Raw genomic sequence first — 17,401 nt, 5'->3', positions numbered from 1 at the left:
GGTCAGAGGGCCAGCGCGCGGGCGCGGGCGTTGTACAGGCCGAGCCCGGCGGCGGGTGCCGGTTCGGGCGCGGGCTGGAACTCGGCGGCGAGGCGATCGAACACGCCGCGCCGCTCGTCCGGCGACAGCCGCTCCAGCTGCCCGGTGACGTCGCGGGCGTTGAGCTGGGCGCCGGCCGTGTGCTCGTTGGCCCCATAGTTCACGACCGAGACATCACCCTTGTTCAGGTTGATCTCCAGGATGTCCCGTTGGTCGTAATCGGGACTCCACTGCTGTCGCACGACCCAGAACGCGAGGCTCATCTCGTCGATGTCGCCCCGTTCCATTGCCGATTGCAGGTCCTGAACGGCGCTGTTTCGAGGGTCGAGGGCGGCCTCTGTGTGGAGGCCTGTTGTGTCATCAGCGAGTTTCAGCGTGCCTGACTTCGTTCGGGCCAGGGTGAGGCCGCCGTGATTGATCAGGAACGGGACGTCGGCGCCTTCGCTGATCGTCTTGGACGCAGCGCCAGCCCGCATCACCTCGTCGAAGTCTCCGAGGAAGTCCTGCATCTGGTAAGCAACGTCATACACCGTGGCGTATCCAGTGAAGGTCAGCAGGCTGCCACCGGTTCCGTCCGGCTTGGCGCGTAGTTCGACATCGCGGAACGGCATCTTGCGTCGCTGCTGATTGACGGGCCGCTCGGCCCGGGCGGACAGGTCCATTCACGGCTCCTCTACCGGCGGGGGCGCCCCGGGAGCATCCCCGGAGTGCGCGGAGTTCAGAGGTGCATTCGGATCGTCGCCACCGGGCACCGGCGGCATGTTCTCCTTGGCGCGGATCTCGTTCTGCGTGAGGAGACCCGCGGTGCGGGCCTGGACGTATCCGGCGTAGCGGCCGGTCGTGTCGGTGCGCTGCAACTCGGTCGTGTCGAACCGGGCTGTCTGCGTGCGCGGCAGCATTGCCGACCACGCGTCCTCGAAGATGCGGACCCAGTCGGCCAGTGTGTACGTCAAAAACCCGATGGACTGCTGCTCGATGCCGGTACCCCACGACGTCGTGCGGTCGACCTGGCCGAGCATGTGCGGCGGCACCCCGTACAGCATCGCGATGTCGAGGTTCTGGGCGGCCCGGGTGCCGAGGAACTGGGCATCGTCCGGAGTGACGGAGATGGCCTGCCAGTTGGCGCCGCCGGACAGCACACCGATGGCGTGGGCGTTCCGCAGCCCGGAGTGCGAGGCCTCGAACCCTTCCTTCATCTGGCGGGCGCGGTCCCTGTCGAGGTCGCCCGGCACGGTGATCACACCGGACAGGTGGGCACCCTGCCCGAAGAACTCGGCGCCGAACTGCTCGGCGGCCAGCCCGAGGCCGATGGCCTGCCGGGCGTAGGAGATCGGCGACATGCCCGTCGGCGAGCCGGGCATGCACATCCCGGTCAGGTGGATCATGTCCTCGGTCGGGACCCGCTTCCGGTCGACCTCGTAGATCCGGCCGCCCTCGTCGTCGAGGTCGACCTTCACCCGGTCCGGGTGGACCACCTGCGCCCGGATGGGCCGCTCAAGGTAGTCCCGGGCCGTGATGATGCCGTACCCGTTACCCCGCAGGAGCAGCGAGGCCGCGATCTGCTTGATGCCGGCCCGCCGGGATGGAAAACGTGCGCCGCCACCCTCCCCGCCGAACGGGTCGGAGACGATGAGCGGCTGCGGAGACGCCGGCACCTGGATGCCGCCGCGGCTGGTCATCGCCCACAGCGGCAGGCTCGCCAGCGTGGTGGAGATGATCCGCACGCACGCCCATACCGCGGTCAACTGCATGGCCGCCTGATCGTTGACCGCGACCCCCGCGGCGGTCGGAGCCATCAAAGAGCCGTTCGTGGGGATCGAGGAGTCGCCGAACGGCCGGGAACTGCGCTGTTCAGCTGCCCTGCGCAGGAGACTCACGGTCCACCACCCATCCGACGAGCAGCAAGAACACGCCAAGAACGGCCATGCCCGCGACGGGATGCAACCACCACGCGGCCGTGTCGAGGCATCCGAGGCCCGCAAGGTCGACGAGATCGGACAGCGGCCGGCGCGGGATGCGCGGACGCGTCCACTTCGGCAGTCGCACGGCGCCCCCTACAGGTCGGCCCAGCTGAAGAACTGGGGCGTCGGCTCAACTTCTGGCTCCTGGCAGGCGCGCTCCAGCGCCATGACCGCGCTCACCGCGAGGTCGATCTTGCGAGGGGAGGCCTTCGCGTCCTTCGACAGGCGCGAACCGCGCGAGTCTGTCCGGATCACGCAGTTCGACAGGTGCCGGGCCAGCCGCGCATCCCCGGAGTGCGTCAGCGACCGGTTCATGACTGCCTCGAAGAATCTCGTCGTCGCCGGGATCATCCGGGCCGGGCTCTGCGGGAACTCGACGACCGGCAGCCCCTCGTCTTCCAGGATCTGGTAGGTGCGACCCCACCGGTACGGGTCGCACACGATCTCCCTGACCGTCCAGCGGCGGCACGCCTCGCGGATCGCCGCCTCGACGTCCACGATCGGCACCGTCCACTCGTTCCCCGCGGTCTGCGGCCGCTCCCACGCCTCGACAACGTCGACATGCGGCAGCTCGTCGGCGCCGGACGGGCAGGAGACGACGACCAAGGCGGTCGAGTCCCCGTTGAAACTCCCGTCGAAACCGAGGCAGACCTCGGCGCCGTCCGGTACAGGGCCCGAGCCGGTGCATGCGTCCCACGCTCCGGCCGGCAGCCACGCGGCGGCCGTGTTCACCCATTGGTTCAGTCGCTTCGTGCGGAATTCGGCCTCGGGGGTCCGCCGTACTGCGGCCTCGAAGTCCTCGGGGTCGATCAGATCGCCGTAGGCCGGGTTCGCGGCCTCCCAGACCGCGGGGTCGCGGTGGTCGGCGTTGTCGGGGGCGCCCCACCAGGCCATGAAGAACGCGGGGTCGGCGTCCTCGCCCGCCACCAGGCGCTGCCCGTACTGGAAGAGCCGATAACAGACGCTGTCGGCGCCCGTGCTGTCGCTCTTCACTCCAGCTGTGGTGATCGCGAAGAGCATTGGGTCGATGCGGGCGCCGGCCGCGAGGGCCATGACGTTGAACAGCTCGTCGTTCGGCTGCACGTGCAGCTCGTCGAAGACGACCCGGGTAGGGGAGAGACCTTCCTTCGTGAAGGCCTCGGCGGACAGGCATCGGTACACCGACCCCGTGCCGACGACCTCGATCGCGTCCCGGTAGACCTTGCACGCCGCCGCGAGATCGGGGGCGTTCTCAACCATCCGGCGGGCGTCCCCGAACACAATCCGGGCCTGTTCCTTGTCGCCGGCGCAGCTGTAGACCTCGGCGCCTCGGCACTCGAACAGGCCCTCCAGCGCGATGCCCGCGGCCAAGCCGCTCTTGCCGTTCTTGCGGGGCTCACCGACGAGCGCCACACGGTGGCGGCGCCGGCCGTCCTCGCGCCGGGCGAAAGCGTGCCCGAGGAGCTGGTGTTGCCAGGGCCTCAGCGTCAACGGGGACCCGGACGGCCCGGCGAAGGTGTCCCGGGTGACCGTGCACAGCGCCTCGATGAACTCCGCGACCGGCGCGCCGTCACCGCGGCGCACATCCGCGTCCGGGACCGGCGTCAGGAACCGTGGCGGCCAGCTACTGGGCGCGGTCCGCGCGCCGCGCGAGGAGTTCGTCGAGCTTCGAGGCACGCTTCACCTCCGCGTAGCCGAGCCGGGCCCGGTCGGTCGGCGTGAAGCCGCACAGCGACTCGTACTTGGTCATCTGCGACTCCAGCGAGCGCAGTTCGGACAGCAGCGGGTTCGCCCGGCGCTGGCCCATCGACCCCGTGACCATGTAACCCTCGTCCGCGATCGCGTCCCGCAGGGCCTCGCGCTCGTCGTGCGCCTCGCACAGCCTCGTCAGCAGGTCCAGGTCCGTCGCAGGCGACAGCCACGCCTGGCCAGCCGTCCATAGCCGATCCCAGACCTCGACGCCCTTGTCTCCGAGCGTGGCAGGTGGCGGCGGGATCGACGCGACGGCCGCCAGCTGCACGACCGGCTCGGGGAGGGCTCGTTTGCCCGGGTTGCCGGTGCGGCGCTTACGTTCCGTAGGGGTTGGGGGCCGTCCACCGGGCATAGCGACCACCCCCGGAAGAAATGACCTTGATAAAAAACCGGCTCAGAATCGCGGCCGTGTTTGGGGGCTGGGGGCCGGGTCCGAAAAGGATCTTGCTTTTTGAAATTTACCCACCCCCCTGCGCATGTTCTCTCCGGAAAACGCGATACCTAGCGTGATGACCGCGGCTCTTCGTGAGGTGCCTTGCCTTGCCGTCGTGCCTCGCGGCTCGGTGTGCGCTGCTGTGTTGGGCCGTGGGCTGGGCTGCGGGTGGTGTGGTGGGGCTGTCGTGCTGGTGTGGTCCGGCGCTACGGTGCGGGCCTTGGCCTGCCATGGTGGCGGGCGGCGAGGAGCTGTGAACGATGGGGATGCTGGACCAGGCGCTGCTTCAGCAGTTGAAGAAGGCGCAGGGCGAGACGAACACCAGGTTCGAGGACCTGCTCGTGGAGCAGCAGCGCACGAACGAACTGCTCGCTCAGCTGATCACCCTGATCTCTCAGGGCAGGGCGCCTGTGCCTACGACTACAACATGGGGCCGGAAGGAGTGACCCCTGGTAGTTGGGACGGGGGGTAGAACTTGGACCCCTCAGTGCGTGCTGCCCCTGAAATCTGAGACGGGGGGTCAGTTGTTGTGCTTGCGGGAGTTGCAGGCCCGGCAGAGCACGGCCACGTTGTCGAGGGTGTCGGCCCCTCCTCGACTCTTCGGGATCTTGTGGTCGCCGGTGAGGTCAACTGCTGGGTGGGCGGGGACGTTCCAGCCGGGGCACCAATCGCCGTAGGCCTGGCGGTGCGCGGTGACGGCCTGGCCGCGGGTGTGTCGCCAGGCCGAGCCGTAGCCGCGCTGTGTGGCCGAGCCGCGCCGTTGGTTGAACGCTGTGGTGCAGGCGTCGCAGCGGGACGGGTTGCGGGTGAGGGTTCCGCAGTCGAGGCAGGGGCGCCTAGGCATTGATCCAGGAAGCGGGGAGCGGGGCCGGCGTGGGTTTGGGCGCGGGCTGGGGAGCGGCTTCGGGGGTGCAGTTGCAGGGCGGTGCGGTGCAGGTTTTCGCGTGGACGAGGGAGGCTGCTTCGAGGCCTATGGCGTGGGCGGCGCAGCCGTAGATGGTGCGGGTGCAGTCGGCCGGGGTGGGCATTGGGCCGAAATCTGGTGTGGGGAGTTGGGGGTCGGCGAGGAGGGCGACTCTGTCGCGCCGTTCCTGTTCGAGGGCAAGGTAGGCGGCGAACTCGTCGTCGGTGAGGCGCCGGCCCCAGTGGACGACGGCCGGGCCACCGCATCGGGTGCAGGCGGCTCCGCTGGGCTGGATGTCGGGTGTGGCTTCGCTCATGGTCACCTGCCCCTGGGAATGGCGAAAGCCCCTCGGTGTGAGGGGCTTCAGTGTCCAGGCACGCTGAACGTGGGGCCAGGATGGACGATCAGTGACCGGATTGCAAGGCGCGGCAGTTCACGGCCGCCATTCCTCGCGGTAGTCCGGGTGGTCGGCGTAGGGCAAGGCGAGGCTCGGCAGGAGAACCCGCCGGTACTCAGAGAGAATCGACTCCACCCCGATCATGACCAGGACGCCGGATTCCATCGCCTCGTACCGGTCGAGCAACTGGCGCTTGGCCTCGATCTCGGCGAGGACGCGGGCCGGGTCGTGGCGGCCGATGTGCTCTGCCAGCTCGGCAGGGAGTTCCGTCGTGTACCGGTCGCGCAGGAACTTCACCAAGTTGTCCATGTGGCCATCCTCTCGGTCAGTGATCGGTGCGCAAGCGGTTCGCCACGTCGAGGTCCAGAGCCAGGCGGCCAACAGTCGCGAACACTTCGGCGAGACGTACCCGCTTCTCCACCTCTTCGGCGGGTTGGTGGCCGCTCACGCACGCCCGAGCGGCGTCCGCTGCGATGGCGGCCTGCGCGAGGTAGTGGTGGGCTAGGTCGGCCGCCGAGCCGTAGGGGTTTGGGGGTGGTGGTTCGATCATCATTTGGGCTCCTTCGGATGGGCAGGGCTGTACGGATTCGAGCACGGCTGTCAGTGGATGTGCGGCGGGTACCACCATCCGCAGGTGGCGCAGTAGGCGTCGGCTGCGAGGGTCAATAGGCGCCGTATCATGATCCGTTCACCTCCTCGCGTTGCGGGTGCAAGATCGACAACCCCTCCCCCGGACCGTGCTGCACTCTTGCGACACGTACGGGCTGGGCTGCGTAAACGTCGCCAGAAGAGCCGTCAGGCGGCGGTGGGGGAGTGGAGGACGAATTGGACACATGGCGCCGGACGGCCCGCCACAGCAGCGCCGAGGACACGACCCAGACGAGCAGGACGCCGACCGTGGGTGAGGCGGCGAACGTGCCCCCAACCGTGGTCGCAGTGAGCACGATCAGGACGCAGGCGCCGCTCTCGGGGCTGCTCATGCGAAGGCCCCGTAGACCGTGGTCCCGAGCCAGTTCGCGGCCTGAGCCAGGGGCACGGCCGCGAACCCGGCAACGCCGGCGGACGTGCCGAGGCAGACCCCGCACCACGTGCCCTTCTTGAGGACGTCGCCGTACTTGGACTTCTTGGCCGCGGCAGCCATGGCCACGGTGAGGATGAGCACGACGCCCGCGCCGGTCACTGTGAGCGGGACGTAGCGGGCTCCGTTGCCGTGTTGGCCGACGCTTCCGCCGACACCCCAGACCAGAGCCGCATCGCCGAGCCAGTTGGAGATCCACAAGGTGGTGCGGGCGGCCCAGCCGATCAGGCCGCCGACTCCGAGGATCGTGAGGGCGCCGTAGGCCCATGCAAGCAGGAAGGGCAGGAGGGTGCCGAGGTGGCGAAGTGGGTCCTTGCGGAGTGGCCGGAGCCCGGGCCACCACTCGACGAGGACGGCGACGAGGATGCAGACGCCGACGGTGACGCCGCCGAAGGTCACGTACTGGACGTTCACGAGGGTTCCTCAGTGGAGGATGGCCGCGCCGAGCGCGGCGAGAGTCACAATGAGCGCGACGGTCCCGGTGATGCGGGGGACGTCGGGGGCCGCGACGTATGCGAGGCCGAGGAGCGCGAGGAGCGCTGTGCACGCGAAGAACAGGCCCAGCCAGGGCACGGCGATCAGGCGCTGCGGTGGACGCCGAGTCCGCGCAAGTACCGCTCGATCGTGTCCGGCTTGGCCTTGGCGTCGGCGACCTTCTGTACGTACGCGAGCACCTGGTCCGCGTCGGTTACTCCGCTGGCGACGGCGGTCTGCACGGCCTGACGGGCGCTAGGACGCATGGGCAGGATGCCGGGCTCGTCGTCCGCCTCGTCGTCCGAGGTTTCGGTGGCTGCGTGCTCTGCGGCAATCAGGCTGTTCGCGCGGGCCAGTTCGCGGCGCACGGGGATCAGCGCGAGCCGTCCGGCAGCTTCGGCACGCTCGGCGTCGACCCATTGCTGCGTGCGCGGGTCGAGCTGCGTCGAGTAGGTGCCGAGGACGACGCTCCAGACGCCCTTGGCGATGCCGGACACAGCCGCGCCGATGACGCCGATCCAGAGGAGGCCGCCGAGCCAGCCGTGCACGCCGACCGCGGCCATCGCGATGGCGAGCGCGACGTACCCGGCGGCGCGCGGCAGTTTGGCGCGCTGCGGATCATGGCGGGCGAGCCATTCGACGGCCATGCAGATGATCCATGCAAGGTCGAAGACGCCGGCTGCGGCGTAGGCGGCGGCGGGGATCGTGACGCGGGTGAGGAGGTCGCCGATGCTCGCGGTTGACCAGATCACCGAGGCGGTGACGAGGACGATGGCGCCGCCGGTGGCGGCTCGGCGGGCAACGAGGTCCCAGTCGCGCGGCGGAGTGGGAATGGCGACGGTGTATGTCTCTTCGACGAGGCGGGTCTTGCCGTCGATGGTGTGCGGGACGGTCCGGGTCCGGATCACTTCACGGGTGCGCGGACTGGCCCCGCTAGAGTGCGGGTTAGCCATGGGAGGTGTCATCTCCTGTGGTCAGGGCCTCGGCCGGAGCTGCTATCTCCGCGTCCGGGGCCCGTTTCGTTGTGGGGTTGTGGGGCTCGTTCGGGCCGCTGCTATTCAGCCGTTGGAGCGCGAGCAGCATCCTAGCGGATGCGTCAAGGCGGTGTCCGGATGTTCCGTCCGGACGTGTCCGGACACCGTGTCCGTGCTGGTCAGGCGGCGTGGTCGTGGGCGGTGTAGGTGCGGCCGCACAGGGTGCAGCGGGCGGTGGGTGGGTGTCCGTCGCCGCCGTGGATCTCGACGGTGCCGGTGCAGGCGCATTGCATGCGGGTGGTCGCGGTGGTGCGGGTGAGTTGGAGGGCGCCCTCGACGCGGTCGGCGGCGGCCGCCGCGGTGTGCTCGACGCGGTACGCCTGCGCCTCGGTGAGGGCCCGGAAGGGACCGGGCGCGTTCTCGTACCGGCCCAGGAGCCACAGGGCCGCGCGCGGGGCCGTACGGCGGTCGGTGCCGACGTAGCGCCACCGGCGGGAGTCAGCGGCGTCCTTGGCGCACAGGAGGGCCACCTGGAGGGCAGTGTCGTCGTTCCAGCCGCGGGGCATCCGCCGGGGTTCGATCACAGGGCGCTGGATGTCGGCGGCGATCTGGTCGGCGAGTGCGAGGAGGGCGGCCTCGACGGCGCGCATCGTGTCGTGAATGTGGAGGCGGATCGGGGCGCGGGTCTCGCCGAGCTGTTCGGGGGAGCGTTCGAGGTCGCGGAGCGCGCGGCGGGCCTCGATCTCTTCGGCGTCGACCTGGTCGAGGGCGGCGAGGTAGTCGTTCATGCGGCCGGCGGGTGGCCATGTGCCGGTGCCGGTGGTGGTGAGGGCGTCGTAGAGGTCGGTCCAGTGGGTGGCGATGGTGGTGAGGTTCTGTCGGGTGGTCATCGTGGCTCCGTGTGCGTGTGGGGCGTACGGTGATCGCACCTGGGGGCGTGCTCGGTCTTGGCGGACGGATGAGCGCGCCCCTTGCGCATGTTCAGGCCTCGGTGTTGAGCGCGTCGAGGACGCGGCAGCCGACGCTGGCGCGCAGGCGTTGCGCGGCGGCTCGTACCTGTTGCTCGGCGTGGTCATGGACCTGCTGGCGGGTCGGGTACGGGCCGGACGAGTCATCGTCCAGGGGCAACGGGATTGTGCTGCTGGTCAGCCGGTCCAAGCGCTCGTACTTCTCGTCGGTGGCGTGTCCGTCCCAGCCGCGGCAGATGCGATCGGTTCGGCGTACGTGCGCGAAGAGTCCAACGTCGTTCGGTGCGATGTGCCAGCTCAGCTGACCGCCGGGGGCTTCGATGATGAGTACCGGCCAGTCAGGCGCGCTGGGGTCGGTGTAACCGATGTGCGACGGGTAGAGCGCGGCAAGGTGAGCGACAAGGTGGGCGCGCTCGCGGTATACGGCGTCCCGTGCGGCCTCGGCCTGTTCGGCGCGCTCGTGCAGGGCGTCGAGTTGGTCGCTGGCCAGCGCGTCGAGCGGAATGCGGTCGGTCACCGTCGATCTCCGTACGTCGGGCAGGCGGCTGCGGCAAGGCAGGCGGCGACGATCACCACGGATGGGGTGTCTCTGGGAAACTCGATGGTCACGCCGTTCGGGCAGTCGAGGCCGGAGTCGTCGCCCTCGTTGATCACGGCCCAGACTGCGCCGGACGGGTGCCGCAGAATGCTCTGCGGCATGTCGGCGTCTCCGATCCAGCCACCGGCTTCGAGGGCTTCGACGACGTCGAGCCGGCCGAACCATTCGCCCGGCTCGGGCTGGCTGATGATCAGAGTCAGGTCGGTCACAGGTAGCTCCCGGTGGGCACGGTGGTGGAGGTGTGGAGGGCGACGGGGCCGACGCCCTGCCCGTCGAGGTCGACGAGTTCGGCGTGCGTGAACGAGTTGGCGGCGCGGTCGGCGGCGCGCCAGCGGCTGATCGTGCGCGGCGTCCGGCCGACGACGCGCCCGATCTCCGTCGCTGGGACACCGAGCGCGGTCAACCGCCGCGAGACGAACTGGGCGTCCCGGCGGCACAGCGCGCGTACCGGCTGGCGGTCGCGGATTGCCGCGTCGATGACTTCCTGCTCCGGGACGTGGACCTTGGGCGGGCGGTTGCGTTCACGGCAGGTGTGGCAGGTGGCGCGGTCGGCGGCTGCGGGCCGGGTGCAGCGGTCCGTCCGGCACTGGTTCCCGGTCATGAGGAGGTCCTTTCGGCGCAGTGGGCGTGGGTGGTGCGGCCGGGACGTTGCGGGTCGGGGATCATCACGCCCCAGCAGCGGCGGCAGCGGTCGAGTTCGGGCGGCTGCGCGGGGTGGTCTTGCTCGTGGGAATTGGTGATCTTGTGAGGCCCGGGGGGCTCATCCACCTGAGGTTGGGGAACAACCTCAGCCCGCTCTTGGGTAATCACATGGGTAGTACCTGGGTTGTTCGGGGGGCGGTCCCCCGAACCATTCGGGGGGCGGTCCCCCGAACTCAATCGGGGGGCGGTCCCCCGAACTTCTTCTGCCGTACCGTCGGTAAGTTCGGGGGGCGGTCCCCCGAACTCCGGGCCATCAAGTTCAGGGGACCGCCCCCCGAACTTTTCGCCCGGCTTCTCCTCGGCCCACGGCGCCGGGCGACGATCGGCTCGACCCTTCTTCGCCGCCTCACGCCGAGCTTTCGCCGCGTCCAGGAACGCGGCCGCCGCCGACCAATCCGGCCACGGCGTCACCATCACCACGTACAGCGACGCACGGCCCCGGCGGCGCTCGCCCTTGACCATCACGACGCCCGCGAGGATCGCGGCCTCCATGCGCTCCCGGGTGTCCTTCTCGTCGGCGCCGGCGGCCTTCGCGATGTCCTGGATCCGGATGGGCTTGTGGTCGCCGTGAAATTTCAGCTCGCCGGAGGCGTTGGCCATGGCGCGCAGGGCGTAGAGCAGGGTGAGCATGCCCGATCGCTTCAGCGATGCGGGCATCTCCCGTGACCAGCGCCACGCGATCGCGTTCCCGAATGCGTGGGGAACGCTCCCGCTGGCGCGGCCCTGCTCTACGTTGCTCAACTCGCCCTGCTCTCAACGATGTTGCGGAATCGATTGCTCTAGATCGCGAGGCGCGTTACTCGCGGGCAGGGGTGTCTCGGGCGAGACGGCAGATCCCGGCGACGTTGGCCAGCAGGGCGCACACCGAGTCGACGTACTGCTCCGCACCAGCGGAGACCGCCACGTTGAAGAGAGTGAGCGTCATATCGTTGTCGCCGTTGGCGAAGGCAGCCAGGAACCGCATGGCGAAGGCCTGGGGCGGGTCCAGCTCCGCCGCCCCCGTCACGATCTCCCGAAGTGCGACCATGGGGCCGTCGGCGCCGATCCGGACCCCATAAAGGCGCTCCAGCATCAGCTTTCCGACGTTGGCGAACCCGCAGCAAACGCCGTACATCTGGTTGTCGGTGCAACCGTGGCCGAGCACATCCAGGACGTCGGCCACCTCGTCCGTCTCGTCGGCCACGGCCAGGGCCAAGGCCTTGTAAGCGAGCTGCGAGGCCTCTTCGGTGTCCATCAGAGTTGTCCGTTCTCGTAGGCGTCGGCCGCCTCAGCGGCCTGAACGCGCAGCGCCTCTTCGGCGCAGATCTTGTGAGCAGGAGACCCCTTGGAGTCGCGCATCTGCGTGGGTTGCGCGCAGTACCGGCACGGCCGCGGCGTCCACGACCAATGCGACGAGTCCCGCCAGTCCAGAACCCCGTTCTCCGGAACCGGCGGCCGTTTGCGACGCGGCGTCACGGGAGACTGCCGAAGATCGCCCTGTACAGGGCGCGGTTCTGCTCGCGCATCGGCCGGTCCTCGACGTGGTCCGGAGCAATGCACCCGTCATCACCACAACCCGGCCGGACGTGGCCCACCGGCGCGCGGCCCCACCGGATCTGGAACGCGACCGGATACCCGAGGTACCGTCGGCCGCCGTATCCCATCTCGGGACGGTTGCCCGCCCTATGCCATCCGGACCAGTGCAGGTGCCCCCCCTCGACAGGTGTCGTGTGCTGGGTGAACGCGTCCTTCAGGGACGTCGGCAGAACGCGACATGAGCGCGGGGCGGGCAGGCCGAGCGCTTCGCGGGTGCGCTGGACCGTGACCGGGGACATGTGGAGCGTGCGGGCGACGTGGATCTGCGGCACTCCCGCACGCAGCAGCTCGGCAGCATCGGCGCGGACCTTCATGCCGCGTCCCGCACCGTTGCTCGCTTCGTACGCCGACCGGCGCGCAGCACGTTGTCCGTCAGGTGATCCGGGGTCAGGCAGCCGATTACCCCGCACGCGGCGCGCACCGTCCCTTCGGGACGTCGCCCATGGCCGACAGTGAAAGCGAGTTTCATCGGCGTGAACGACTCTCCGTCGACCGTCAGGGAGCAGTGCGACGAGAACCACCGCGCGTGCCCGTCCGGCAGGAACTCCGTGCGCGCGTCGAGATAGGCCCCGAGATCCACCCGTCCAGGGCGCAGCGCGTGAACATGTCCGGCGAGAACGTCGGGCGAACAGCCCGGATTCCCGGCCTGGAAGGCACGGCGCGCTTTGGCGGTGGTGCCGGCGCGCACGCTGTAATCATCAGGGTGCGTGAAGGCGTCGGTCAGACACGCCTGACGAACGGGGCACGACTGGCAAACCGCGATGGCCTGCCGCTCCCGGATCTGGCTGGTGTCCGGGAACATGATGTTGGGGTCTTCGAGGTGCAGACAGGCCGCGTGCTCGCGCCAGGTGTCGCGTCGGCCGTACGCGGTGGGAGCGTGAGAGGAGGACATGGTGGCTCCTGGGTCGGTGGCGAAGGGGTCACCGCGGCCGGGCGCACGGGCAGCCCGGCCGCGGGAGATGAGTGGCCTGGCTAGGTCATGCACCAGCCGGAGTCACAGAGGCCGTCGGCCTCGTCGAACATCGGGAGCAGGTCGACGCCGTCGGGGATGGCCTCACGCAGGGGCTTGCCGAACCGGGTGAGGTAGACGTGGTCCTTGCCGAGTTCGTCGCGCCGACGGTTCAGGAGTTCTTCGAGCTGGCACGACTTCTCGAAGTGCTCCGGGTCCGTACGCCGCCTGTCGTGCCACGTCTCAGGCCGGTGAAAGGGACAAAACCAGCACGACGACTTGGGCGGTACGGGCAGGCCCGCATCCCGGATGATGTGCGCGCAGTCCGACCGGCGGAGGCCGAGGTCGAGCAGGGGGTAGACGATGTCCTCGTGCGGTTCGGGGCGACGGCTGTTCGCGCGGTGGATCTCGTCGAGGCTGATCCCGATGCCGATCGTCGCGCGGTCTTCTGGCGTCGCACCTCGCCGCTTGAGTTCCCGACCAATCACAATGATCTTGTAGTCGGCGGTGCACGAACGGGTACCGGGCGCCCCGTTGGACATGCGTACCGGGATCTTGAGGGACTTGGAGCCCGCGCGGGTGATCTCCCCGTAGAGCGTGCGCGTCTCGCCTGAACGGACCATCACGCGGTCGAGGGTCACCAGCTCGATGCCGTGCTCAGCCGCGTACGGGCGGGCGTACTCCTCGACGTACCGAATCGTCCCGGGGTTCTCGCTGTCGTCGCCAACGTTGGCGAACAAGAACGTCTGGAAGTCGATCCGCCCCTGAGCAGCGAGCACCAGGGCAGCCGTGGACTGAACACCCCCGCCGAAGCTGAATGTCCGCAGGCCCATCATGGCTTCACCTCGGGTTCCTCGGCGGCCGCGAGTGGCGGCATGCCGAGCGACTTGCGGGCCGCCGCGTTGTAGTCGAGCGAGTCGAACAGTTGGGTCGACAACCGCAGGACGACCCGGCGCTCCATGGCCAGCTCGTGCCGGTACCGGGCGCAGGCGCGCACAGCGCGGTCGATCCGACGCGCGGCGGAAAGGTTGCCGCCGAGCCGGTCGATACGGACGCTGTAAATCGCGATGGTCGTGTTCGCCTTGTTCAGCTGCTGCGCGCGGGTATCGAGCAGCTGGTTCAACCGGGCGATCTCGCGGGACTTGGCGCCGAACATCACGCACCACCCTCCGCGCGAGCCTTGCCGATCCGAACGACCATGTCGCCCACGGCTTCCTCGTCGCCGACCTCGTTCGTGACGAATGCGCCGAGCTGCTGGGTCTGCCTCAACTCGTAGTGGATCTGCCGCAGGCGGCCAGCGCTCGTTTCCGGGTGACAGATTTCGTTCACGTACGAGACGGCCGTACGGACCGGCGCCTCTCCGCGCTCGACATTCGTCGAGTCCGGGTCGTGCCCGTCGACGGGCACGAGACCACCGAGGAGGAGCAGCGACCGCAGCGACGTGGACAGCGCCTTTGCGGTGCCCCTGTCCGCCGAGTCCATGGACTCGCCTACCGACTGGACTTCGATGTGGTCTCCGCCTGGGCCGATGATCCGGTACGTCACGGTGACGGTGCACTCGCGGGACGCCTTGTTTGTCGACGTCTTCACGTCGCGGTACGAGGCGTCTGTACGGACCGGCAGGACAAGCACACCATGGAGGCGGCAGGCCGGACCGAACGAGTTCAGAGCCGCGTCAACACCACGGAACTGGTAGCTGCCTCGCTCGCCGGGCTTGCCGTACCAGCCGTTCTTCGCGATTTCACGCACGGTGCCCATGACGCGGGACCACGCGGCCCACACCGGCACCTGCTCCGGGCCATCAGGCCCGGGCTCCGGGATCCCAGGATCCACGGCAGTTTCGATGGTGTGCTCGGGCGCGAGAGCCGTTGGCTCCGGCGCGGTATCAGCGCGGCCGGCGGCCGCCGCCGCGCGCTCAGCGAGGGTTGTCATACCTGGTGCGCCTCTCTCACAGGCTTCGGGATGTTGATGCGGCGGCCGGGCCGGTCCTCGACGCAGGCCGCGTACGCCGCGGGGTGCTCCTCGCGCAGCCGGTCGGTGTCGCAGTACTCGCGGGCCGTCTCGTCGTACGAGTAGGCGATGTGGCCGCCGAGGTACGCCGTGCCGCCGGCGCCGAGCGCGCCGACGAGCTTGGCCTTGGCCGCGTTCTTGCGGGCCTTGGCCTCGCGCTCGTCCGTCCCGGCGTCGAGGTAGTCGGCGAGCGCGTCCTGCGCGTCGCCGTCGCGGTCGATGAACACGTCCCCGGCGCGCGCCGGGTGCAGCTGCTCGTACAGGTCGAGCAGCACCTCGGGGTCGGCGCTCTCCGGCAGGACGGGCGGGCGCCGGTCGACGATTTGCTGCCAGGCTCGGGCGCCGGCGGCGCGCAGGTCGTCGAGCAGCTGCTCGTGCTCGGCGCGGTACACGGTGAACTGCCGGTAGTCGTTCCCGCCGATCAGCACCGCGACGTGCATGTGCGCGTATCCGCACACGTCCATCTGGTGCAGCACCTGGGCGAGGACGTCGTCAGGGCAACCGGTGCGCCACTGCCCGGCCTTGAACGCCGACCGGCATTTGATCTCGACGGCGCACCGCTCGCGGGTCGCCGAGGAGACCGGGCACTTCAGCACTCGGCGGTCGAGCGTGCACATCTGCCACGGCCGCGCGTCGTTCGCGACGAGCCCGACGCGCTGCACGACGGCGCGGTTGCGGCGGGCCCACTCGCGCGCCACGGTCTCTTCGAGAAGGCGTCCCCACAACGCGGGTTCGGAGTCGTCGCCTTCGAGAGGGAGTCCGCCGGTCTTGTCGTGCCAGACCGACAGGGCGTTGCCGTACGCGCTGATCCCGAGGATCGCGGCCATGTCGCTGGAGCCGAGGCCACCCCGGCGGGCGGCGAGCCAGTCAGCGCGGTCGGCGTCGGCAGGGAGAATGAGTCGGCCGGTCGGGGTGACCCGGCGGCCGGCGGCCGGGACCGAAGTCCCGGCCTGCGCGGTCGTTGTCATTCCGCATCACCTGCCGCATCGTCGAGGGCGGTGCGCTCGATCGCGTAGTACTGCGAGACGAAGAACTGCACGAAGGGCAGTGACCCCTGCTGAGTCGCTGTACGGACCGCAGAGAGAGCAGCGCGCAGTGTTGCCAATTCCCCGGGCCAGTCCTCAATGGCGACCTCGTCGAGCAGCTGCTCGGCGTCGCCGGCGCGGACCTCGGGGGACACGGTGAGCGCGGCCAGCAGCCGCTCACGCGCGCTCACCGGACCGCCCCGCGCTGGATCTTGGAGGCCATCCGCTCGATGGCCTCGGCCTGCAACTCGTGCTGCCTGCTGCCGGTGGAGCGGTACTCGCGTGCCTTCTTGATCAGCCACGTAATGATCTCGGCGTCACGCTCGGCGCGGACCTCTTCGCGGTGATCGGCTACGTGGTCGTGGTCGTCGCGGGTACAGCCCACGGCGATCGCCTCACGCACATCGTCGGCGGCGCTCATGCGGCACCTCGCTGTCCCGGGATGCTCTTCGGCGCCACGGCCGCGCGCAGGGCCCGCGTCAGGAGCAACACCTGCTCGGCGCCGTACAGTGGCACCCGCGACGAGCAGCGCTCCGCGATCTCCGCCACCAGCTCCTCGAACGGCAGCCGGGTGTCGTCCGCACGGCCGGGCATGCCCAGCTGGTTCAGCCGCTCCCACAGGTCCTCCGAGGCGAGCAGCGCCTCGACGGTGTCCTGCACCACCAGCTGAGTCAGGGCGCTCAGGTCGAGCGCGGCTCCGCCGGGGATCGCGACCACGTGGATCGGGATGAGCCCGGTTATGGGCGTACGGTCATCGGCCATCGGTGGCCCCCTGCTCGTCGTCGCGCAGACGCGCGGTCGTGTACGTGTGGTGGAGGGGAGAGTCGTGCGGGTCCTCGACGGGCTGGTGGCCGAGCAGGTCGCGGAGCGTCTGCGTCGGCTCCGACGCGGCGCGCCCGTGCGCTAGTGGGGAGACCGGGCGGCGCGGGAGCGGCGGGCGTGCGGCCACGGCCTCCAACTCGGCGACCCGAGCGCGCAACTTCTCGATCTCGGCCCGGTCGTCCTTACGGTGCGTCGTGAGCACCGCTTCCAGCTCCGCCCGCCGCTGCTCGGCGCGCATCAGGCGCGACGCCGTCTCGGGGGACTGGAGCATCCCCGCCGACTCGACCGCGAGCGCGATCCCCATCGGCGTCCGGTCCTGCTTCAACGCGGCGGCGATCACGCCAGCCAGCGCGTTCAGCGCGCGGGTATTCACTCCGCGCCGCCGACGTGCACCAGCGTCCAGGCCTCGAACGGGATACCCGCGATGCTGCCGACCGCCGACGTGTGCAGTCGCTCGCCGTCCGGCCGCTCCTCCTCGGCGACCGTGCCGCTGAACGCCTCGGCGAACGCGCGGATGTCGTCGGCCGAGTCGTGGAAGTAGATACGCAGGGACGGGCCGTCCGACCACGGCGTGCAGTTGATGTTGACCTCGGTCGGCACGACCGGCGACGTCGATACGACGTGCTCGGCCGTCGACAGGGCAGCGATGTACCCGTAGCGGCGGGCGTCCTCGGAGCCCGGTGCGGGTGCGGGGGTAATCTCGATGGTCACGGTGTCCTCGATTTCGTGTGGTTGAGGTGCCGAGGGGTCGCGTACGGACC

At 69.6% G+C, this 17,401-nt stretch carries 30 protein-coding genes; 1 reads left to right on the top strand and 29 read right to left on the bottom strand.

From position 1 onward, the window contains the following. Positions 1-2: 2 nt before the first annotated feature. The 5 genes from ACGFW5_RS31075 to ACGFW5_RS31055 are packed head-to-tail and all read right to left on the bottom strand — an operon-like array spanning position 3 to position 4,083. Positions 3-701 (bottom strand): HK97 family phage prohead protease, encoded by a 699-nt coding sequence (locus tag ACGFW5_RS31075; protein ID WP_393837659.1) that lies wholly within the window; start codon positions 699-701, stop codon positions 3-5. Beyond that, positions 702-1,835, bottom strand: coding sequence for a phage portal protein (locus ACGFW5_RS31070; RefSeq protein WP_393837658.1), 1,134 nt, complete (start codon positions 1,833-1,835; stop codon positions 702-704). Positions 1,836-1,890: 55 nt separating this feature from the next. Then, positions 1,891-2,085, bottom strand: coding sequence for a hypothetical protein (locus tag ACGFW5_RS31065; RefSeq protein ID WP_393837657.1), 195 nt, complete (start codon positions 2,083-2,085; stop codon positions 1,891-1,893). Between the two features lie 8 nt (positions 2,086-2,093). Continuing rightward, positions 2,094-3,563 (bottom strand): terminase large subunit domain-containing protein, encoded by a 1,470-nt coding sequence (locus ACGFW5_RS31060; RefSeq protein ID WP_393837656.1) that lies wholly within the window; start codon positions 3,561-3,563, stop codon positions 2,094-2,096. A 40-nt stretch (positions 3,564-3,603) separates the two neighbouring features. Continuing rightward, positions 3,604-4,083, bottom strand: coding sequence for a phage terminase small subunit P27 family (locus tag ACGFW5_RS31055; RefSeq protein WP_393837655.1), 480 nt, complete (start codon positions 4,081-4,083; stop codon positions 3,604-3,606). Positions 4,084-4,424: 341 nt separating this feature from the next. Between ACGFW5_RS31055 and ACGFW5_RS31050 the strand changes: the two genes are divergently transcribed. Further along, positions 4,425-4,610, top strand: coding sequence for a hypothetical protein (locus tag ACGFW5_RS31050; protein ID WP_393837654.1), 186 nt, complete (start codon positions 4,425-4,427; stop codon positions 4,608-4,610). A gap of 74 nt (positions 4,611-4,684) precedes the next feature. Here the strand turns inward: ACGFW5_RS31050 and ACGFW5_RS31045 are convergent, their stop codons facing one another. From ACGFW5_RS31045 to ACGFW5_RS30930, 24 genes are all read right to left on the bottom strand, one after another. Then, a complete protein-coding gene (locus ACGFW5_RS31045; RefSeq protein ID WP_393837653.1) occupies positions 4,685-5,008 on the bottom strand; it encodes an HNH endonuclease in 324 nt (107 codons plus the stop codon). Continuing rightward, positions 5,001-5,384, bottom strand: coding sequence for a hypothetical protein (locus tag ACGFW5_RS31040; protein ID WP_393837652.1), 384 nt, complete (start codon positions 5,382-5,384; stop codon positions 5,001-5,003). Before ACGFW5_RS31040 ends, ACGFW5_RS31045 begins: the two co-directional genes overlap by 8 nt. Positions 5,385-5,501: 117 nt before the next feature. Then, entirely contained in the window at positions 5,502-5,774 is a 273-nt protein-coding gene (locus tag ACGFW5_RS31035; protein WP_393837651.1) for a DUF6221 family protein, read from the bottom strand. A gap of 16 nt (positions 5,775-5,790) precedes the next feature. Further along, positions 5,791-6,018: a hypothetical protein gene (locus tag ACGFW5_RS31030; protein WP_393837650.1), complete on the bottom strand. Its 228-nt coding sequence runs from the start codon at positions 6,016-6,018 to the stop codon at positions 5,791-5,793. Between the two features lie 423 nt (positions 6,019-6,441). After that, positions 6,442-6,957: a hypothetical protein gene (locus ACGFW5_RS31025; RefSeq protein ID WP_393837649.1), complete on the bottom strand. Its 516-nt coding sequence runs from the start codon at positions 6,955-6,957 to the stop codon at positions 6,442-6,444. A gap of 9 nt (positions 6,958-6,966) precedes the next feature. Further along, positions 6,967-7,116: a hypothetical protein gene (locus ACGFW5_RS31020; RefSeq protein WP_393837648.1), complete on the bottom strand. Its 150-nt coding sequence runs from the start codon at positions 7,114-7,116 to the stop codon at positions 6,967-6,969. Positions 7,117-7,121: 5 nt separating this feature from the next. Next, positions 7,122-7,970, bottom strand: a complete 849-nt coding sequence (locus ACGFW5_RS31015; protein ID WP_393837647.1) for a protein transporter Sec31 — start codon at positions 7,968-7,970, stop codon at positions 7,122-7,124. Positions 7,971-8,170: 200 nt separating this feature from the next. Continuing rightward, positions 8,171-8,881, bottom strand: coding sequence for a hypothetical protein (locus tag ACGFW5_RS31010; protein WP_393837646.1), 711 nt, complete (start codon positions 8,879-8,881; stop codon positions 8,171-8,173). A 91-nt stretch (positions 8,882-8,972) separates the two neighbouring features. Then, a complete protein-coding gene (locus ACGFW5_RS31005; RefSeq protein ID WP_393837645.1) occupies positions 8,973-9,476 on the bottom strand; it encodes a hypothetical protein in 504 nt (167 codons plus the stop codon). Then, positions 9,473-9,766: a hypothetical protein gene (locus ACGFW5_RS31000; protein ID WP_393837644.1), complete on the bottom strand. Its 294-nt coding sequence runs from the start codon at positions 9,764-9,766 to the stop codon at positions 9,473-9,475. The genes ACGFW5_RS31005 and ACGFW5_RS31000 overlap by 4 nt, the downstream gene beginning before the upstream one ends. Then, entirely contained in the window at positions 9,763-10,158 is a 396-nt protein-coding gene (locus tag ACGFW5_RS30995; RefSeq protein WP_393837643.1) for a hypothetical protein, read from the bottom strand. Before ACGFW5_RS30995 ends, ACGFW5_RS31000 begins: the two co-directional genes overlap by 4 nt. Then, complete coding sequence (locus tag ACGFW5_RS30990; RefSeq protein ID WP_393837642.1) at positions 10,155-11,000, bottom strand: hypothetical protein; 846 nt, start codon at positions 10,998-11,000, stop codon at positions 10,155-10,157. Before ACGFW5_RS30990 ends, ACGFW5_RS30995 begins: the two co-directional genes overlap by 4 nt. Positions 11,001-11,055: 55 nt before the next feature. Then, on the bottom strand, positions 11,056-11,493 hold the full coding sequence (locus ACGFW5_RS30985; RefSeq protein WP_393837641.1) for a hypothetical protein: 438 nt from the start codon (positions 11,491-11,493) through the stop codon (positions 11,056-11,058). A 217-nt stretch (positions 11,494-11,710) separates the two neighbouring features. Next, positions 11,711-12,148 (bottom strand): hypothetical protein, encoded by a 438-nt coding sequence (locus tag ACGFW5_RS30980; protein ID WP_393837640.1) that lies wholly within the window; start codon positions 12,146-12,148, stop codon positions 11,711-11,713. Next, positions 12,145-12,726, bottom strand: coding sequence for a WhiB family transcriptional regulator (locus ACGFW5_RS30975; RefSeq protein ID WP_393837639.1), 582 nt, complete (start codon positions 12,724-12,726; stop codon positions 12,145-12,147). Before ACGFW5_RS30975 ends, ACGFW5_RS30980 begins: the two co-directional genes overlap by 4 nt. An 80-nt stretch (positions 12,727-12,806) precedes the next feature. Continuing rightward, positions 12,807-13,619 carry a phosphoadenosine phosphosulfate reductase gene (locus ACGFW5_RS30970; RefSeq protein ID WP_393837638.1) on the bottom strand — a complete coding sequence of 271 codons (813 nt, stop codon included), beginning with the start codon at positions 13,617-13,619 and terminating at the stop codon, positions 12,807-12,809. Then, complete coding sequence (locus ACGFW5_RS30965) at positions 13,616-13,939, bottom strand: hypothetical protein (protein ID WP_393837637.1); 324 nt, start codon at positions 13,937-13,939, stop codon at positions 13,616-13,618. The genes ACGFW5_RS30970 and ACGFW5_RS30965 overlap by 4 nt, the downstream gene beginning before the upstream one ends. Further along, complete coding sequence (locus tag ACGFW5_RS30960) at positions 13,939-14,715, bottom strand: ERF family protein (RefSeq protein WP_393837636.1); 777 nt, start codon at positions 14,713-14,715, stop codon at positions 13,939-13,941. Before ACGFW5_RS30960 ends, ACGFW5_RS30965 begins: the two co-directional genes overlap by 1 nt. Then, positions 14,712-15,761: a YqaJ viral recombinase family protein gene (locus ACGFW5_RS30955; protein WP_393837635.1), complete on the bottom strand. Its 1,050-nt coding sequence runs from the start codon at positions 15,759-15,761 to the stop codon at positions 14,712-14,714. Before ACGFW5_RS30955 ends, ACGFW5_RS30960 begins: the two co-directional genes overlap by 4 nt. Beyond that, positions 15,758-16,009 carry a hypothetical protein gene (locus ACGFW5_RS30950; protein WP_393837634.1) on the bottom strand — a complete coding sequence of 84 codons (252 nt, stop codon included), beginning with the start codon at positions 16,007-16,009 and terminating at the stop codon, positions 15,758-15,760. Before ACGFW5_RS30950 ends, ACGFW5_RS30955 begins: the two co-directional genes overlap by 4 nt. After that, positions 16,006-16,239 carry a hypothetical protein gene (locus tag ACGFW5_RS30945; protein WP_393837633.1) on the bottom strand — a complete coding sequence of 78 codons (234 nt, stop codon included), beginning with the start codon at positions 16,237-16,239 and terminating at the stop codon, positions 16,006-16,008. The genes ACGFW5_RS30950 and ACGFW5_RS30945 overlap by 4 nt, the downstream gene beginning before the upstream one ends. Further along, positions 16,236-16,580, bottom strand: a complete 345-nt coding sequence (locus ACGFW5_RS30940; protein ID WP_393837632.1) for a hypothetical protein — start codon at positions 16,578-16,580, stop codon at positions 16,236-16,238. Before ACGFW5_RS30940 ends, ACGFW5_RS30945 begins: the two co-directional genes overlap by 4 nt. Further along, positions 16,570-17,013, bottom strand: a complete 444-nt coding sequence (locus tag ACGFW5_RS30935; protein ID WP_393837631.1) for a hypothetical protein — start codon at positions 17,011-17,013, stop codon at positions 16,570-16,572. Before ACGFW5_RS30935 ends, ACGFW5_RS30940 begins: the two co-directional genes overlap by 11 nt. Then, the gene (locus ACGFW5_RS30930) at positions 17,010-17,351 is read right to left on the bottom strand and encodes a hypothetical protein (RefSeq protein WP_393837630.1); all 342 of its coding nucleotides are present in this window, start codon (positions 17,349-17,351) and stop codon (positions 17,010-17,012) included. Before ACGFW5_RS30930 ends, ACGFW5_RS30935 begins: the two co-directional genes overlap by 4 nt. Positions 17,352-17,401 lie beyond the last annotated feature (50 nt).

Origin of the sequence: Streptomyces sp. NPDC048416 (assembly GCF_043200435.1) — a bacterium.
GTDB lineage: Bacteria > Actinomycetota > Actinomycetes > Streptomycetales > Streptomycetaceae > Streptomyces.
Note: the sequence above shows the minus strand (reverse complement) of the source record. Positions and strands in the feature narration are given on the sequence as shown.

Excerpts from the sequence above, each read along its gene's own strand:
- ACGFW5_RS31075 (WP_393837659.1), bottom strand. The coding sequence starts at position 701 with ATGGACCTGTCCGCCCGGGCCGAGCGGCCCGTCAATCAGCAGCGACGC.
- ACGFW5_RS31070 (WP_393837658.1), bottom strand. The coding sequence starts at position 1,835 with ATGGCTCCGACCGCCGCGGGGGTCGCGGTCAACGATCAGGCGGCCATG.
- ACGFW5_RS31055 (WP_393837655.1), bottom strand. The coding sequence starts at position 4,083 with ATGCCCGGTGGACGGCCCCCAACCCCTACGGAACGTAAGCGCCGCACC.
- ACGFW5_RS31050 (WP_393837654.1), top strand. The coding sequence starts at position 4,425 with ATGGGGATGCTGGACCAGGCGCTGCTTCAGCAGTTGAAGAAGGCGCAG.
- ACGFW5_RS31045 (WP_393837653.1), bottom strand. The coding sequence starts at position 5,008 with ATGCCTAGGCGCCCCTGCCTCGACTGCGGAACCCTCACCCGCAACCCG.
- ACGFW5_RS31040 (WP_393837652.1), bottom strand. The coding sequence starts at position 5,384 with ATGAGCGAAGCCACACCCGACATCCAGCCCAGCGGAGCCGCCTGCACC.
- ACGFW5_RS31035 (WP_393837651.1), bottom strand. The coding sequence starts at position 5,774 with ATGGACAACTTGGTGAAGTTCCTGCGCGACCGGTACACGACGGAACTC.
- ACGFW5_RS31030 (WP_393837650.1), bottom strand. The coding sequence starts at position 6,018 with ATGATGATCGAACCACCACCCCCAAACCCCTACGGCTCGGCGGCCGAC.
- ACGFW5_RS31015 (WP_393837647.1), bottom strand. The coding sequence starts at position 7,970 with ATGGCTAACCCGCACTCTAGCGGGGCCAGTCCGCGCACCCGTGAAGTG.
- ACGFW5_RS31010 (WP_393837646.1), bottom strand. The coding sequence starts at position 8,881 with ATGACCACCCGACAGAACCTCACCACCATCGCCACCCACTGGACCGAC.
- ACGFW5_RS30995 (WP_393837643.1), bottom strand. The coding sequence starts at position 10,158 with ATGACCGGGAACCAGTGCCGGACGGACCGCTGCACCCGGCCCGCAGCC.
- ACGFW5_RS30985 (WP_393837641.1), bottom strand. The coding sequence starts at position 11,493 with ATGGACACCGAAGAGGCCTCGCAGCTCGCTTACAAGGCCTTGGCCCTG.
- ACGFW5_RS30980 (WP_393837640.1), bottom strand. The coding sequence starts at position 12,148 with ATGAAGGTCCGCGCCGATGCTGCCGAGCTGCTGCGTGCGGGAGTGCCG.
- ACGFW5_RS30975 (WP_393837639.1), bottom strand. The coding sequence starts at position 12,726 with ATGTCCTCCTCTCACGCTCCCACCGCGTACGGCCGACGCGACACCTGG.
- ACGFW5_RS30970 (WP_393837638.1), bottom strand. The coding sequence starts at position 13,619 with ATGATGGGCCTGCGGACATTCAGCTTCGGCGGGGGTGTTCAGTCCACG.
- ACGFW5_RS30965 (WP_393837637.1), bottom strand. The coding sequence starts at position 13,939 with ATGTTCGGCGCCAAGTCCCGCGAGATCGCCCGGTTGAACCAGCTGCTC.
- ACGFW5_RS30960 (WP_393837636.1), bottom strand. The coding sequence starts at position 14,715 with ATGACAACCCTCGCTGAGCGCGCGGCGGCGGCCGCCGGCCGCGCTGAT.
- ACGFW5_RS30955 (WP_393837635.1), bottom strand. The coding sequence starts at position 15,761 with ATGACAACGACCGCGCAGGCCGGGACTTCGGTCCCGGCCGCCGGCCGC.
- ACGFW5_RS30945 (WP_393837633.1), bottom strand. The coding sequence starts at position 16,239 with ATGAGCGCCGCCGACGATGTGCGTGAGGCGATCGCCGTGGGCTGTACC.
- ACGFW5_RS30940 (WP_393837632.1), bottom strand. The coding sequence starts at position 16,580 with ATGGCCGATGACCGTACGCCCATAACCGGGCTCATCCCGATCCACGTG.